Here is a 15,474-nt window from a genome sequence, read left to right on the forward strand (position 1 = left end):
CTATTTTTTTAAGAATTCCAGATTCCAGATCTTCTCTGCCCGCCGGCCAATAAGCCAGAACGAACCAGCCAGTACGGCAAAGAACAATGCTTTGTGCCAGCTGTCCCAGAAATACTCGAAGTACCTTGTGTACAGGTTTATAAATAAAAAGGTGATGCCAAATTCGCGGGCAATTTCATCTCTGTATTTAAGTCCGATAAAGATACTGATCACGCAGGCGGCGGCAGATATGAGTCCCCAATAAAACAGACTCAGTTGAGAAACGCTATACCATTGTTCTAGCGAACCAAAATTACCAAATACGGATAGCAGCCACATCGACACGAACAGATACACCATTCCGCTGACATAGTTCACCTGAAAAAACATAGCCAGGCGGGCATTCCTTTTCAATAAAAATGAACAGGCAGTTACGAACAAGCCAAACACTGTAAAGCGTAAAGGGTAGTTCATTCCTAAGAAATACATGTTATCCCTGGAGAGATACCCCGTCTCCGTACCGAACCAGGCGCCGATGGAAATCAGCGTAAATATCCATATTAGCCTTGATTTAAATGTTACGGCCAGCACACCGTAAACGAGTGCGGAGACCAGAATTAGGGTGCTAAAATGATCGCTGTCCTTTCCCAATGACTTGCCTAAATATGCCACTGCGTTCGCTGTAAGCATAACCGCTGTAAAAATCAAAGCTTCGTTGCTAAACACACGGAGCGGTTGGGTCCGCTTCCGTTTAAACCCGAAATAGTACAGAAGTGTTGCAGCTGCGGCAGACAATATACTGATCAGCAGGTCGGACGCATCGAGCAGCCGTTCCAGGTAGGCCAGTACTTTATTGTCCACGAGCAGGGAGCCTAAGGCAATGACACCACAAGCCATCGCGATCCAAAAGGAATACTGCGCAAGTCTGCGCCAGTCAAATGTTTTGGCCTCGTAACTCGTTTTTAGCCTCGCTGCATCTTCTTCCGTCAGGAGGTTCTGTTCCTGCCAATGACGGATCATGTCGTCAAGGAAATCGCTTTTCTCCTGGTCGATCTTCATATGCTATGCCAATAAAGCAGGCACTTTTTTATTGTTGCCTACAATCCAAACGATATCACCGTTATCAAACACAAAATCAGAATCCGGATTCAGAATACGCGTTCCGGAGCGCTCAATGCCAACCACGAGTCCCTGAGTTGATTCGCGGATGCCTGATGTCCGGATGCTTTGGCCATAGACAGGAGAGCTGCTGTTTATCACAACTTTTTGCAGGGCCATATCTTCTTTCGGGAATGAGGATTCCAAGTTCTCGTCAATCATCCCTTCAAAAAGTACCTTCACCGCAGCCAGTTGCTCGTCAGTACCAATCACCATCACCTTGTCGTTCGGATATAGTCGCTCGTCCCGACCTGGTGTAGGGATCATGATTTTTCCCCGTTCAATCAGCGCAATGTTGACACCGTAATTCTCGCGCACCGATAACTCGGCGAGTGTTTTTCCGATTAGAGACGACTCAGGTGCCACCGTAAGATCGGCAAGGTGAGCGTCCCAGGGCAATATCTCAGGCTGTGCGTTTTGCGCTTCCCTTGCATTCAGGTTTCGGAGGAAACGGCTCTCCAGTCGGTTATAAAAGCTTTGCAGTTTCCGGGAGAAGATAAACATTCCGCATACAATAAGGGCTACCGCAAAGACCACCGAGATCCAGGTGCTGTAAAATTGATAAATGAGGAAGCCAACGAAAAAGATGGCAATGGCCACACGCAGAATTTCGAGCGCGACAAGCGGGCCTCTTGTATACTTTTTATTGAGCCAAAGATGAGAATATGCCTTTCGCTCAATGCGTCTGATGGCAAGTGCCCATAAAAAAGGTGTCATTGCAGCAAGAGTAAGCACCAGGCTGATGATGATCCCGTAGTTTCCGTTGATGATAGAGGTGGTAATAAAGGGCTGAAGGAATCGTGAGCCTAAGAAAACCAGGGCGATTAAAATTACACTGTGTATGATGGTGTTGAAGGTGTACGACCTGAGCAGGATTTTCCAGTCGCTCATCGTTGTAATTCCGGCAGTACTCGAACTGTACCGCTTAATACCTTCCGTCCACCGGTTTGGCAGTTTGCGTTCCAGAAAAACGTAAAGGGGCTCCGAAGCCTTAATCAGGTAAGGCGTGGTAAACGTTGTGATGGCGGAAACCGCCACAGCGATCGGATATAAAAATTCGCTGGTTACCTTCAGTGTAAGTCCCAGCGTGGCAATAATAAAAGAGAATTCACCGATCTGTGCCAGACTCATGCCTGTCTGCACCGACGTCTTAAGTGGCTGCCCTGATACCAGCGCACCCAGGCCTGAACTCAAAAACTTTCCTAATACAGTCGATAAGGTAATGATCAATATAGGTACGATATATTCCACAAGAATGCGGGGCTCAATGAGCATACCCACAGACACAAAGAAGATAGCCGCGAAAAGATCCTTTACAGATTTGGTCAGATGTTCTATCCGCTCGGCCTGGGTAGTCTCAGCAAGTATTGAACCCATGATAAAAGCGCCCAACGCCGGGGAGAAACCGACTTTGACAGCCAGCAGGACCATAATGAGGCAGAGCGCTATCGATACAACCAGCATAGTCTCGTCGTTCATAAGCTTTCTTGTCGCCTTTAAGAAAGTGGGGATAAGGAAAATGCCCCCTATAAACCAGAGGATCAGGAAGAAACAAAGTTTCAAAATGGAGGTCAGCATTTCTGCACCGGCAAACTGCTGGCTGACTGCCAGGGTAGACAGCAATACAAGAAGCAGGATTGCTACTAAATCTTCCACAATCAACACCCCGAAAACCAGTCCCGCAAACTTCTTATGCTTTACCCCGAGTTCCTCAAACGCGCGGATAATGATTGTTGTAGAAGATACCGAAAGGATTCCGCCCAGAAAGATGCTGTCCATTGTAGACCAGCCCATTAATTTTCCAGCCGTAAACCCTATGGCCAGCATAAATACCACTTCTACAATGGCTGTAATGGAAGCCGAGCCGCCAACCTTTACAAGCTTCTTAAAACTGAATTCCAGGCCCAGACTAAAAAGAAGGAAAATAACACCTATTTCTGCCCAGATATGAATACTGGCATTGTCGGTAACCGTAGGCAGAAAGTCAACGTGTGGCCCAACGAGCAAACCAGCAAGAATATAGCCCAGTACAATAGGCTGTTTGATTTTTTTGAATAGTAATGTTGTTATAGCAGCAGCGGCAAGTATGAGCCCCAGGTCGGTAATAAGAACGGGCAGATGTATCATATCGTACGAAAAATCAATTTGCCCTAATATACGAAAAAAAGAGGTGTTTTTAGCAGAAAGGCGCGAGTTTTTTAGGTTAAAACGCCTTTCGGAAATAGGCCAGAGTAGCCGTTTTATCCTTCTCCAATTGCAATTTCAAGGCTTCCAGTCCTGTGAACTTTTCATCCTGCCGCAGGAACTCCATGAAGTTCATGGTGATTTCCTGGCCATATATTTCCTTCTCAAAATCAAAGATGTTCACTTCGATATTTCTGGTCATGCCGTTTATTGTGGGCCGCTGCCCTATATATGCCATGCCCTTAAACAGGCTTTCGTTTAAATAAACGGTAACGGCATATATGCCGTCAGACGGAATCAGCTTATAAGTTTCCTCGATAAAAATATTGGCCGTCGGAAAACCGATCGTACGTCCGATCTTATCACCCTTGATCACCCGGCCACGCAGGGAAAAATGATAGCCTAAGTACTTCGCCGCCAAAGCTACATCCCCATCCAGCAAAGCTTTTCTGATTTTGGTGGAACTTACGGCGACATCATTAATATCCTGCTCTGGAATCTGTTCAATACTATACCCGAACAGATCTGCATAAAACTCAAGTTCCTTCATGCCACCCAGCCGGTCTTTTCCAAAACGATGATCGTAGCCAACAATTAAATGCTTAACTCCAATGGTGTCAACCAAAATGTTTCTAATGTAGTCTTCGGGCGATAAATTCGAAAAGTCGCGGGTAAAAGGAATGATGATCAGATGGTCCACTCCGAGGGTTTCCAGGATATTGGCCTTCTCCTGGATGGTATTGATCATCTTAAGGTCCTGATTTTCCGGATCAATGATTAACCTCGGATGGGGGAAAAAGGTTAGGATCACACTTTCCGCACGCAGTGTCTTGGCTTTGTCGCACAACTGCTTTACAATCTTTTGATGCCCGTAGTGGACACCATCGAAAGTGCCGATGGTCACAACCGCATTGCTCAGTTTGTTGAACTCCGAAAGCTGATGGTATATCTTCAAGACTGTAAATTTACTAAACTTTTTTACTGCGCAGGTGCGTCACCAAGTCGCTCACCTCAAAAGCATTCTCCAGCAGAAAATTACCGCTTCTTGTCCTTGTGAGCCTGGACAGGTAAGCCCCGTTGTTGAGCTTTTTTCCAAAATCAGCAACCAGCGAACGGATATAGGTTCCCTTGCTGCATATCACCCTAAAATCGACTTCGGGGAGTCTGATTGAAGTAATCTCAAAAAGGGAAATGCTCACGTTTCTCAATCTTAGCTCCGTTTCCTCACCCCGTCTTGCTTTGAGATATAAACGTTCCCCGTTTACTTTGATTGCAGAATGCGCAGGAGGATACTGCTGTATATCGCCCATGAATGCACTTGTGGCATGATGTATAGCCTCGTGGCTAAGGCCCTCTAGATCAAAATGCTGATCAGGCTCGGTTTCCATGTCGTAAGAGGGGGTAGTAGCTCCAAGGACCATCGTGCCGGTATATTCCTTTTCTTCAGCCTGAAACGAATCGATTTGCTTGGTCAGCTTGCCGGTGCAAACAATAAGCAACCCGGTAGCCAAAGGATCAAGTGTCCCGGCATGGCCTACCTTCAGTTTAAGCGGTTTAAGGGAGTTTCTGATTTTGCTTACAACGTCAAAGCTTGTCCATTTGTAAGGCTTGTTGATCAGCAGAAGTTCGCCCTCAGCAAAATTAAAATCTGGAAATTCCTTTATAGATTGCTCCTTAAGCTCTTCAGTCATTACAAAACATTCATTTCCACACCGGAGTAATATAAGGCGATAAGCACAACGCCTATAATGATTCTGTACCACCCAAAAATACGGAACCCATGTTTGGATAAAAAGCCGATAAATGATTTGATGGCGATGATAGCCACGATAAAAGCCACCACGTTACCAAAAAGAAGAAGTTTTACGTTTTCTGCATTGAGCAATTCATAGCCCTTCAGCAGCTTATATCCGGTGGCAGCGCACATGGTTGGAACCGCCAGGAAAAACGAAAACTCCGCAGCGGCCTGTCTGGTAAGCTTTTGTTGCATGCCTCCGATAATTGTAGCGGCACTTCTGCTCAATCCTGGAAAAACCACCGCCAGCACCTGAAAACATCCAATCTTAAAAGCAGTCAGATTACTGATATCGGTTTCTTTATCTATTGCCGGACTCTTAAACAGTTTATCGATAAACAACAATACAATACCACCCAATAAAAGCACAACGGCTATAAACAGAGGATTGCCCAGGGTGTTGTCGATAAAGTCGTTCAGGATAAAGCCAAAAAACAAAGCAGGAATAACGGCAATAACAAGTTTAAGATAAAACTGCCATTTGCTGAAATCCATAAATTTTTTCCAGTATAAGACTACGACTGCCAATATGGCCCCAAGTTGGATGGCTACCTCAAATAATTTTACGAAATCATCATGACCAATACCCATAAAAGAACTGGCGATCACCATATGGCCGGTTGAAGACACCGGTAAAAACTCCGTCAGGCCCTCTATAACGGCGAGAATTAAAGCTTGTACATAATCCATTTACCGGCTATTTCTTTAGGATAGCATAGACGCCCAGTCCAAAACCAGCAAGCACTACCATCGGAGCCAGTAGGGTTTTCCTGAAATCATAAATGTCTGTAGTACCCATCATAAGGATAAAACCAACAACTACGATGGCTATGCTCAGTAAAAGCACTTGATAGTTCTTCTTCGTAAAAACCAGTTCCGATTTTGCTTCCGGGTTCGGGGAAGCGGATTTTTTTTCTGCCATTATCTGTAAAGATCGTATATTTTTAAACGTAAATATTTATTAACCGCCATTGATGTACTAATAGCGGTGATGAAAATTCCAATACCAACAAGGCCAATAAGTACGATGCCGAATTCGGTGTAGTTTCTGAGGATAACAATTTCAGGAATCTCCCGCTGGGTGTAATATAAAATGCCAAGCAGGATAAGGATCGCAATAAAGGCTGCTATCAGCCCATGCAGGGCTGCAATCAATACAAACGGCCTGCGAATGAAGCTGCGGGTAGCACCCACCAGTTGCATACTTTTGATCAGAAAACGCTGGGAATAGATTGCAAGGCGTATGGTGTTGTTAATCAGTGCCACAGAAATCACCAGCAGTATGGCAGCAAAGCCTAAAATAATCAGTCCGATTGTGTTGATATTTTTATTGACCATGTCGATGAGTGAGCTCTGATAGATCACTTCCTTAACGACCGGATTCTGACCGATACTTGCTTTCAGAGACTCTATACTCTTATTATTGGCATAGTCCGCTTTCAAATAAACGTCTACCGTAGAGAGTAGTGGGTTATACCCAAGGAAATTCACAAAGTCTTCACCCAGATCATTGGTCAGGTTTCTCGCTGCCATCTCCTTATTCACGTACTGCGTAGATTTGATAGCCGGGTTGGCGTTCAGGTCCTTCTGGAACTGTAAAATATCCGTCTCTTTAGCGCCCTCATCAACAATAATATTTAAAACGATGTTTTCCTTAACATAATTAGACAGATTCTTGGCATGAACCAAAATCAGTCCGAGCATTCCAAGCATCAACAGAACAAGAGCAATACTGAATATCGTAGAAATGTAGATCGTTTTTGTCTTCTTAGAAGCGTCGCTTACTTCAAATTCTTCCATACGCTTTAGTCTGAGTTTTCTGCGAAAATAAGTAAATGTTCACAAAAGGCACCGTATTTGCGAAGCTTTTTGGAAAAAAACAAAACCTGTTATGAAAAAACAATCAATCCTTACTATTGCGCTTTTGCTCATCGTTAATCTTGTTTTGACCTCCTGCGGTAAAGAAGATACTACTTCAATAAAGCCCAGAATGACGGGTCGCTGGGATGTCTCGCGGATCGAAGGTGTGCCTTTAAATATATCAACCGGTGATTATTATGACTTTAAGGAGGGAGAAGACGATATCGTTGAAATTCGTGAAGGCGGCAATCTTCAATCGGGCACCTACGCTGTTCAGGTGGGTAATGACTTTACTATGCAGATCGGCGGCAAGCTGTACACCTGCACGGTCATCGTACTGGAGACAGGCAGATTGGAATTCTCGGCTTCCGACGGCAGCGTCACAAAAAAAGTTTTCCTGAAAAGATAGGGGCTTCGCAGAGTTGTGTTTATTTCTTTATTTTCGCATCCTGCAATCGCAGGAGCGCCGGTAAGCGCAAACAGCTATACAAAGTTTATCGATGGATTATCAATTTAAAGAAATAGAACAAAGGTGGCAGGAGCATTGGGCCGATAAGCAGACCTTCAAGGTCGCGGAAAATACGGAAAAGCCTAAATACTACGTGTTAGATATGTTTCCCTACCCTTCCGGGGCGGGCTTACATGTGGGTCACCCACTGGGCTATATTGCTTCCGATATTTTTGCAAGATATAAACGCCTTAAAGGTTATAATGTTTTGCATCCGATGGGCTACGATTCATTTGGCTTACCGGCCGAGCAGTATGCCATACAAACCGGTCAGCACCCTGCCATAACTACTGAAACAAATATCAATACCTACCGCAGGCAGCTTGATAAGATCGGTTTTTCTTTCGACTGGAGCCGGGAGGTCCGCACCAGCGATCCGCAATACTATAAATGGACGCAGTGGATCTTTATGCAACTGTTCAACTCATGGTACAATTTGGAGACTGACCGGGCGGAAGATATTTCTACCTTGATTGAGAAATTTAATTCCAGCGGTACCGAGGGTGTAAGAGCCGTATGCGATGAAGATGTTCAACAATTGTTGCCGTCCGACTGGGCCGCAATGACCGCAGAGCAAAAGCAGGCCGAACTGTTGAAATACCGACTTACCTACCTTAAAGAAAGTACCGTAAACTGGTGTGCTGCCCTGGGCACCGTTTTAGCCAACGACGAAGTAAAAGACGGGTTTTCTGAACGTGGCGGGCATCCGGTTGAACAGAAAAAAATGATGCAGTGGAGTATGCGGATCTCCGCTTACGCCGAGCGTTTGCTGAGCGGACTTGACACAGTCGACTGGCCAGAGCCTGTGAAAGAAATGCAAAGAAACTGGATCGGTAAAAGTTCAGGCGCTTCCGTCCGGTTCAAGATAGAAGGAGCCGGTCTGGTTTCAGAATTCTCCGAACTCAAGACCGACTATATTGAAGTTTTCACTACCCGGGTAGATACTATCTTTGGGGTATCTTATTTAGTTTTAGCGCCCGAGCATGAACTGGTTGCCAAGCTTACCACTCTTGAACAACGCGCAGCGGTGGAGCAATACATAGAGCAGACCAGGAAGAAGTCGGAGCTCGACCGCATGGCCGATACCAAAACGGTTTCAGGTGTGTTTACCGGCAGCTATGTCATCAATCCAGTGAGCGGGGAGCGTATCCAGTTGTGGATAGCCGATTACGTGCTTGCAGGATATGGCACAGGCGCAGTAATGGGCGTGCCTAGTGGCGACCAGCGCGACTGGCTTTTCGCGCGTCACTTTAATTTGCCTGTGGTGCAGATCCTTGATGCACAAAAAGATTTGGATGTTCAGGCAGATCCTACCAAAGAAGGTAAATACATCAATTCCGGATTTATAAACGGTATGACTTATAGCGAGGCTGTTTCCGCGCTGAACGAATGGTTGGAAAGCAAAGGTTCTGGTAAGGCCAAAATAAATTACCGGATGCGCGACGCTATATTCGGACGTCAGCGCTACTGGGGAGAACCTATACCGATATATTTTAAAGACGGATTACCTTATTTGATCAAGGAAGAGGAGCTACCTCTGATGTTGCCGGAAATTGACAGGTACTTACCTACAGAAACCGGCGAACCGCCGTTGGGAAGGGCAGAGGACTGGAAATATGAAGGCAAGTATGAATACGAGCTAAGTACAATGCCAGGGTGGGCCGGCTCTAGCTGGTACTGGTACAGGTATATGAATCCCAACAACACGAGTGATTTCGCTTCCAAAGAGGCTATGGATTACTGGAAGGATGTCGACCTCTATATAGGCGGTGCTGAACATGCCACTGGGCATCTCTTGTACAGTCGCTTCTGGAACAAGTTTATAAAGGATCTTGGATATACTCAAGAAGAGGAGCCGTTTAAAAAACTGATCAATCAGGGTATGATACAGGGCCGGAGTAATTTCGTTTACCGGGTAGTCGACGAGCAGGGCAGGGGAACCAATAAACTTGTTTCGTACGGACTTAAAAATCAATATAAGACCTCAGCGCTCCATGTCGACGTGAATATTGTTGAAAATGACATTCTGAACATTGCTGCGTTTAAAGCGTTTCGTCCAGAGTTCGAAGAGGCTGAGTTCGTCATGGAAAACGGAAAGTACGTTTGCGGCGTTGAAGTCGAGAAGATGTCTAAATCCAAGTTCAATGTCGTAAACCCTGATTTGCTGATAGAGAATTATGGGGCCGACACTTTAAGAATGTACGAGATGTTCCTCGGGCCGCTAGAGCAAAGCAAACCCTGGAATACCAACGGTATCGAAGGGGTGTTCAAATTCCTCAGGAAGTTCTGGCGACTGTTCCATAACGAAGCGTGGGAATTCCAGGTAAGTTCAGACGAACCCACCAAAGCAGAGCTTAAATCGCTGCATAAGATCATCAAAAAGGTGCAGGACGATATTGAGCGTTTTTCGTTCAATACTTCGGTGTCCAGCTTTATGATCGCCGTCAACGAACTGACAGAGCTGAAATGTAACAAGAGCGCCATCCTTAAAGATCTCGTTGTGGTTTTGTCGCCCTATGCGCCGCATATCTGCGAAGAACTCTGGACCTTGCTTGGTTATGAGGCAGGCAGCCTTTCCTACGCACCTTATCCTGAGTTTAAGCCCGAGCATCTTGTGGAAGATGAGTTCAGTTATCCTATCTCCATTAATGGAAAGACAAGAATGAACCTGAATTTAAGTCTTACACTGGAACAGAGCGAAGTGGAGGCGGCGGTGCTTGGTCAAAGCCAGATTCAGAGTTACCTCGAAGGCAAGGCGCCCAAAAAGATCGTCTTCGTTAAAGGCAGGATCATTAATATAGTAGTCTAACGCGACGATCAGCGTTTTGTCACCGTTTTTAGGATCAGCAGGTTCTGGGCATTATTGCTCAATCCGCTTATATTGTTTTGGGTTAAAGTGACCGACTGATCGTAGAACAATGGGATGATGTTTGCGTAGCTGGTAACCATACTGTCCATTTGCTGATGAAGCTTAAAACGACGGTTTTCGTCCGTCTCGTAGTAGCTCTGCTCAAACAGGCGGTCAAACTCCTTATTGTAATAGGCCGTATAGTTTGGTCCGAAAGGCACCTTATTCCGCGAATAAAACATGGCGAGGTAGTTTTCCCCGTCGGGGTAATCTGCGATCCAGGAACCCCGGAAAAAATTTACCCCGTTTTTTGCGATCAGATCGCGGAGGCTCGCACTCGGACTCACATCTATTTTAACCTGTATGCCAATGGCATTTAATTCGCCCTGGACAAATTCAATGACATCTTTGTAGTTGGAAGATGTACTTAAGGTGATCTGTGGCATCCCTTGCCCGTTCGGGAAGCCAGCTTCGCGCAGAAGCTGCGCCGCCTTTTCCGGGTTGTAATGATAGCCCTTTACAGCAGCAGTGTCGAACCCAGGCATGCCTTTGGGAATAAATCCAGCGGTGGCAGGGATACCCACACCGTTTCGGAGATACCTGACCAGTTTGGAGCGGTCGATGGCATAGTTGATCGCCTGCCTCACCTTCAGGTAGCGGAGCGGCGAATTCCTTGTGACTGCGATATTGGTGTCTACCAATATCCCGATATACTCTGTGCACAAATAAGGGGCCTTACGAAGACGGAATGCATATCTGTATTTGTTGGTCACCCGCCCATCTCTGGTCAATATTTCGTTCCGGTAACTGCCGTCTACTTTATCAAAGAAATCCAGTTCCTTTTTAAGAAAGTTCATGAACGCGCTCTGTTTGTCCGTTACAAACGTTACCCTGACTGCATCCAGGTACGGCAGCTTTGTCCCGCTAACCTTTTCCCAATAATTTTCGTTTTTTAAAAGCACCAGCACTTCATCCTCCTTCCAATATTTGAACTTAAACGGACCAGTCCCGACCGGATGGCTGCGGAATTCATGCGCATAATGCTCCACGATTTCTTTAGGAACCACCGAACAATACTGTGTGGTAAGCAATTTGAGGAAGGCCGGGAAAGGCTTGGATAAGGTAATTTGAAAGGTAGAATCGTTGACCGCCACCAAACTATTCTTTCCGGCTATCTTGTCCGAAAATATCCACCCGCCAGAGGAGCCGACCGCCGGGTCGATTAGCCTGTAAAAGCTGTATGCGAAATCGGCCGCCACCACTTTTCTGCCCTTTCCTCCGGCAAACAAAGGGTGCTCATGAAAAAAGACATCGTCACGAAGATTAAACCTGTAAGTCAGCCCATCCTCAGAAACCTGCCATGTCTTCGCAATGCAGGGCACGGTATTCAGATTGCTGTCAATCTGCACCAGTCCGTTAAATATCTGGTTGATCATCCACAGCGCGTTCTGGTTGCGTGCAAAGGCCGGATCAAGCGAGGTGAGGTTTTGGTCCAGATTCATCTGAAAAACTTTCCTGTCGTCATGCCGGTCGTGCCTACTGCAGGCTGCCGCGGCTGTAATCACTATGAAATAAAAAAACCTTAAAAGAATACGAGGCATGAGTACCGTAATGCTATTTTTGTACAAAATACTAAATAAATTAATATGTCTTTTTTAGAAGCCGCGATCATGGAGATAGCTGACCTCGACTTACGTGAACAGTTCCAGGACAGGCTCGATATTGTTCGGCACAAGATAAAATTTATGGACACCGTCCCTGTGGCATGCCTTACTACGCTGAACACTCCGGCTGATGCCGTATTCCCTTTGCTGGAAGCGGTAGGCGGAGAGCCGGTGCTTCCGGAACAGGCCCAGGTTCTACTGTACTGGCAGCATCAGACGGATATCCCCGAACTCATGGGTGCTGTTCCGCAACTGCTGGACGCCCAATGGCCAGCAGTGAAGTATAGCCGGGTTTATTTATGGAAAGACGAGTTCAGCCAACAAACCGAACCTGAGGTACTCGTTTCCGCATTGGAGCACCTGGCAGAAATGCTATATCCGGGCTTTTTTGTCTTTGGTGGAGAAGGGGAGGTCTGGACCAGCTTTAAAACGCAATAAACTTGCTGATCTGCTGCTCGGTAAACTTCAGCGTATCTTCCTTGAAAAACTGACCATTACTGTCTAGTTCCGATTTGATGTTTGCGATATGCAATCGAAGCGGCAGCAAATGGAGATGAAGATAACTGCATACGCCGGCAAAATGATCTATGCCACGCACATTGCCATACTTACCCGAAGATACTCCGACTAATGCCGCTTTTTTGTCATAAAAGCTGTCTGGGAAGTTACAGGCATCAACAAAGGTTTTCAGTACCCCAGGAAAGCTTCCGTTATATTCAGGGATAATGAACAAAAACTTTTGGGTACGGTCTACCATTTCCTGGATTGGCTTAAACGCTGCGCTCCGATGTCCGTACAAATCGGTCGCAATTAAATTGTTGGGCAAATCCTGCAGATCGAAGACCCGGCTTTCCTCTCCCTTTATTCTCAGCTGAGCCTGGTAATAATTGGCCACTTTAAGCGTATTACTAGAAGGTCTGTTGGTGCCGGATATAATCGTAATCATAGCTTTTTGTTGATAAGATGTGCAAAACCCATAGCGCTTTCATACAAGTTTTGTTAATTAGTTTGTATCTTAGCTAATCGTTAAAATGTGCCTGAATGCAGGCAAAAATAGCATTTTTTTAAGGATATACCTCCGGGTACTGAGACCAAAACAAATAATAGTTATTAGTAAGAAGATAAATGAGTAAAATAATTGCCCTGGCAAACCAGAAGGGTGGTGTCGGAAAGACCACATCTTCAATCAACCTTGCAGCAAGTCTGGCCGTGTTGGAATACCGAACTTTACTGGTTGATGCCGATCCTCAGGCAAATTCTACTTCAGGTATAGGGTTTGATCCGAGAAGCATTAAGAACAGCATTTACGAATGCATCATTAATGATGTTGATCCCCGGGAAGCCATTCAAAAAACGGAAACCCCCAATCTTGATCTGCTTCCGGCGCATATAGATCTTGTAGGAGCGGAGATCGAGATGATCAATCTTAATAACAGGGAATATAAAATGAAAGCCGTTCTGGAAAGTGTAAAGGACCAGTATGACTTTATCATTATTGACTGCTCTCCCTCTCTAGGTCTGATCACCATAAACGCTCTTACTGCGGCCGATTCGGTGATCATCCCGGTGCAGTGTGAGTATTTTGCGCTTGAAGGACTGGGCAAATTGTTGAATACCATCAAAATTGTTCAAACCCGGCTTAATACCGATCTGGAAATAGAAGGTATTCTGTTAACCATGTATGATGTGCGCCTCCGCCTTTCCAACCAGGTAGTAGAGGAAGTGAAGAGTCATTTTCAGGACCTGGTATTCGAAACGATCATACAGCGGAACACGCGTCTCAGCGAAGCACCAAGTTATGGGGTGTCCGTGATTATGCACGATGCCAATTGTAAAGGTGCCATAAACTATCTTAATCTTGCACGCGAGATTGTTCGGAACAACGGCATGATAAAGGAAATTGAGGACAGGAGTACAGCGACTATTTAATAAGAATTTTAATGACGTCTTTTCAGCGAAAAACAGGTTTAGGGAAAGGATTAAGTGCTTTACTGGATGATACAGATGCTGTTAATCCGCCAAAGAACGGAGGTCTCCCTGTAGCCGAGCCAAAGCAAACGAACGGCAGCAACCCGATTGGTCATATTCGCATTGCCGACGTTGAAACCAATCCATATCAGCCAAGGACAGAGTTCGATCAGGTAGCGCTTAATGAACTATCAGAGTCGATTAAAGTTCAAGGACTGATCCAGCCAATCACGGTCAGAAAGCAGGCTCAGGGCAAGTATCAGCTTATCTCAGGAGAGCGGCGGCTTCGGGCATCGAAGCTTGCGGGACTTACGGAAATACCTGCATACATACGCACCGCCGACGATCAGCAGATGCTGGAAATGGCACTCATTGAAAACATACAGCGTGAAAACCTGAATGCGATCGAGGTGGCCCTCAGCTTCCAGCGGATGCTCGAGGAGTGTAATTTAAAGCAGGAGCAATTGGGCGACCGGGTAGGCAAAAACCGGAGCACGGTAACCAACTATCTGAGGTTATTAAAGCTTCCCCCTGCTATACAGGTGTCCATCCGCGATCAGAAAATCTCTATGGGACATGCACGTGCCCTGATAAACGTGAACGAGGAGGATAAGCAACTGTTTATTCATAACGAGATTATCGAAAAAGGGCTGTCGGTACGCAAGGTTGAGGAACTGGTACGCAGCATCAACAGCCTGGAGGTGAAACCGAAAACCCGGACCTCTTCTGAAACCTTGCCTGAGTATCAGAAACTGCAGCGCGATCTCGCGTCTAAATTTTCTACCAGAGTAAAGCTAAAAGTTAGTGAAAACGGAAAGGGAGCTATCGAAATCCCTTTCGTATCTAAAGACGACCTTAGCCGTATATTAGAGTTATTAGACTGGTAATGCGCACGGTAGTCCTGCTATGTATTCTGATGTTTGGCGCCCTCATGGCCGGGGCGCAGGATCCTGTGTCGCCGGTTGTGAAAGACTCCACGGTAAAGAGCACAGACACAGTCAGGAAAAAAGCAGCCTATGTAAACCCGGGAAAGATTGCGGGGAGAAAAGCCGCTTTCCGCTCTATGATGGTGCCTGGCCTGGGACAGATCGGAAACGGCATTACGGTTTATCGTCTTGTTAAAGTAGCCGGTATATATACCGGTGCCACCATGCTTACGCTTTCCTATATAGATAATAATAAAAGCTACAAGGAAGTACTTGCGGAACTGCAATACCGAGCTGAAAATGGCGGTAAGGCTACGACGACCGGGCGTTACAGAAATTATCCTTCAGAAGGACTGATACCTGCGAAGGACACCTTTCGTAGAAACCGTGAAGTCGTCATATTTTCACTGGCTGGGCTATACCTGCTCAATATAGTGGAGGCCTATATCGATGCAAGGCTCAAATATTTCAATGTAGATGATATTGCCATAAAAGTTGCGCCGGATATGATCAACGCGAGTCCGGTATACGGCCTTACAAAGCCCGCCCCGGGAATTAAACTTACATTCAATTTTTAACAAGAA

15 protein-coding genes are annotated in these 15,474 nt (G+C 45.8%); 6 read left to right on the forward strand and 9 right to left on the reverse strand.

Going from position 1 to position 15,474, the window contains the following annotated elements:
* The 7 genes from J3P40_RS15180 to J3P40_RS15210 all read right to left on the reverse strand — a co-directional run bounded on the left by J3P40_RS15180 (window position 1) and on the right by J3P40_RS15210 (window position 6,916).
* A complete protein-coding gene (locus J3P40_RS15180) occupies window positions 1–1,038 on the reverse strand; it encodes a DUF2157 domain-containing protein (protein WP_256007098.1) in 1,038 nt (345 codons plus the stop codon).
* A gap of 3 nt (window positions 1,039–1,041) precedes the next feature.
* A complete protein-coding gene (locus J3P40_RS15185) occupies window positions 1,042–3,264 on the reverse strand; it encodes a cation:proton antiporter domain-containing protein (RefSeq protein ID WP_256007099.1) in 2,223 nt (740 codons plus the stop codon).
* Window positions 3,265–3,340: 76 nt separating this feature from the next.
* Window positions 3,341–4,276 carry a bifunctional riboflavin kinase/FAD synthetase gene (locus tag J3P40_RS15190; protein ID WP_256007100.1) on the reverse strand — a complete coding sequence of 312 codons (936 nt, stop codon included), beginning with the start codon at window positions 4,274–4,276 and terminating at the stop codon, window positions 3,341–3,343.
* A gap of 13 nt (window positions 4,277–4,289) precedes the next feature.
* Window positions 4,290–5,012 carry a tRNA pseudouridine(55) synthase TruB gene (gene truB, locus J3P40_RS15195; RefSeq protein WP_256007101.1) on the reverse strand — a complete coding sequence of 241 codons (723 nt, stop codon included), beginning with the start codon at window positions 5,010–5,012 and terminating at the stop codon, window positions 4,290–4,292.
* Window positions 5,012–5,806, reverse strand: coding sequence for an undecaprenyl-diphosphate phosphatase (locus J3P40_RS15200; RefSeq protein WP_256007102.1), 795 nt, complete (start codon window positions 5,804–5,806; stop codon window positions 5,012–5,014). Before J3P40_RS15200 ends, truB begins: the two co-directional genes overlap by 1 nt.
* A 7-nt stretch (window positions 5,807–5,813) precedes the next feature.
* Window positions 5,814–6,038, reverse strand: coding sequence for a DUF3098 domain-containing protein (locus J3P40_RS15205; RefSeq protein WP_256007103.1), 225 nt, complete (start codon window positions 6,036–6,038; stop codon window positions 5,814–5,816).
* Window positions 6,038–6,916 (reverse strand): cell division protein FtsX, encoded by an 879-nt coding sequence (locus J3P40_RS15210; protein WP_256007104.1) that lies wholly within the window; start codon window positions 6,914–6,916, stop codon window positions 6,038–6,040. The genes J3P40_RS15205 and J3P40_RS15210 overlap by 1 nt, the downstream gene beginning before the upstream one ends.
* A gap of 91 nt (window positions 6,917–7,007) precedes the next feature.
* Here J3P40_RS15210 and J3P40_RS15215 point away from each other — a divergent pair, with 91 nt between their 5' ends.
* Together J3P40_RS15215 and leuS are read left to right on the forward strand one after the other, a co-directional pair.
* Window positions 7,008–7,385: a hypothetical protein gene (locus tag J3P40_RS15215; RefSeq protein ID WP_256007105.1), complete on the forward strand. Its 378-nt coding sequence runs from the start codon at window positions 7,008–7,010 to the stop codon at window positions 7,383–7,385.
* Window positions 7,386–7,476: 91 nt separating this feature from the next.
* On the forward strand, window positions 7,477–10,293 hold the full coding sequence (leuS, locus tag J3P40_RS15220; protein WP_256007106.1) for a leucine--tRNA ligase: 2,817 nt from the start codon (window positions 7,477–7,479) through the stop codon (window positions 10,291–10,293).
* An 8-nt stretch (window positions 10,294–10,301) separates the two neighbouring features.
* Here the strand turns inward: leuS and J3P40_RS15225 are convergent, their stop codons facing one another.
* Window positions 10,302–11,834 (reverse strand): ABC transporter substrate-binding protein, encoded by a 1,533-nt coding sequence (locus J3P40_RS15225; protein ID WP_256007107.1) that lies wholly within the window; start codon window positions 11,832–11,834, stop codon window positions 10,302–10,304.
* 144 nt (window positions 11,835–11,978) lie between these two features.
* Between J3P40_RS15225 and J3P40_RS15230 the strand changes: the two genes are divergently transcribed.
* Window positions 11,979–12,434 (forward strand): substrate-binding domain-containing protein, encoded by a 456-nt coding sequence (locus tag J3P40_RS15230; RefSeq protein WP_256007108.1) that lies wholly within the window; start codon window positions 11,979–11,981, stop codon window positions 12,432–12,434.
* Here J3P40_RS15230 and J3P40_RS15235 read toward each other — a convergent pair.
* Window positions 12,421–12,942 (reverse strand): NADPH-dependent FMN reductase, encoded by a 522-nt coding sequence (locus J3P40_RS15235; protein ID WP_256007109.1) that lies wholly within the window; start codon window positions 12,940–12,942, stop codon window positions 12,421–12,423. The genes J3P40_RS15230 and J3P40_RS15235 overlap by 14 nt on opposite strands.
* 179 nt (window positions 12,943–13,121) lie before the next feature.
* On the opposite strand from J3P40_RS15235, the gene J3P40_RS15240 reads away from it, so the two are divergent.
* Genes J3P40_RS15240 through J3P40_RS15250 form a run of 3 tightly spaced genes read left to right on the forward strand, consistent with a single transcriptional unit; the run spans window position 13,122 to window position 15,468 of the window.
* Window positions 13,122–13,925, forward strand: coding sequence for a ParA family protein (locus J3P40_RS15240; protein WP_256007110.1), 804 nt, complete (start codon window positions 13,122–13,124; stop codon window positions 13,923–13,925).
* 11 nt (window positions 13,926–13,936) lie between these two features.
* Window positions 13,937–14,851: a ParB/RepB/Spo0J family partition protein gene (locus J3P40_RS15245; protein ID WP_256007111.1), complete on the forward strand. Its 915-nt coding sequence runs from the start codon at window positions 13,937–13,939 to the stop codon at window positions 14,849–14,851.
* Window positions 14,851–15,468, forward strand: coding sequence for a DUF5683 domain-containing protein (locus J3P40_RS15250; protein ID WP_256007112.1), 618 nt, complete (start codon window positions 14,851–14,853; stop codon window positions 15,466–15,468). The genes J3P40_RS15245 and J3P40_RS15250 overlap by 1 nt, the downstream gene beginning before the upstream one ends.
* Window positions 15,469–15,474 lie beyond the last annotated feature (6 nt).

The sequence above is a fragment of the Pedobacter deserti genome, from assembly GCF_024436415.1.
GTDB lineage: Bacteria > Bacteroidota > Bacteroidia > Sphingobacteriales > Sphingobacteriaceae > Pedobacter > Pedobacter faecalis.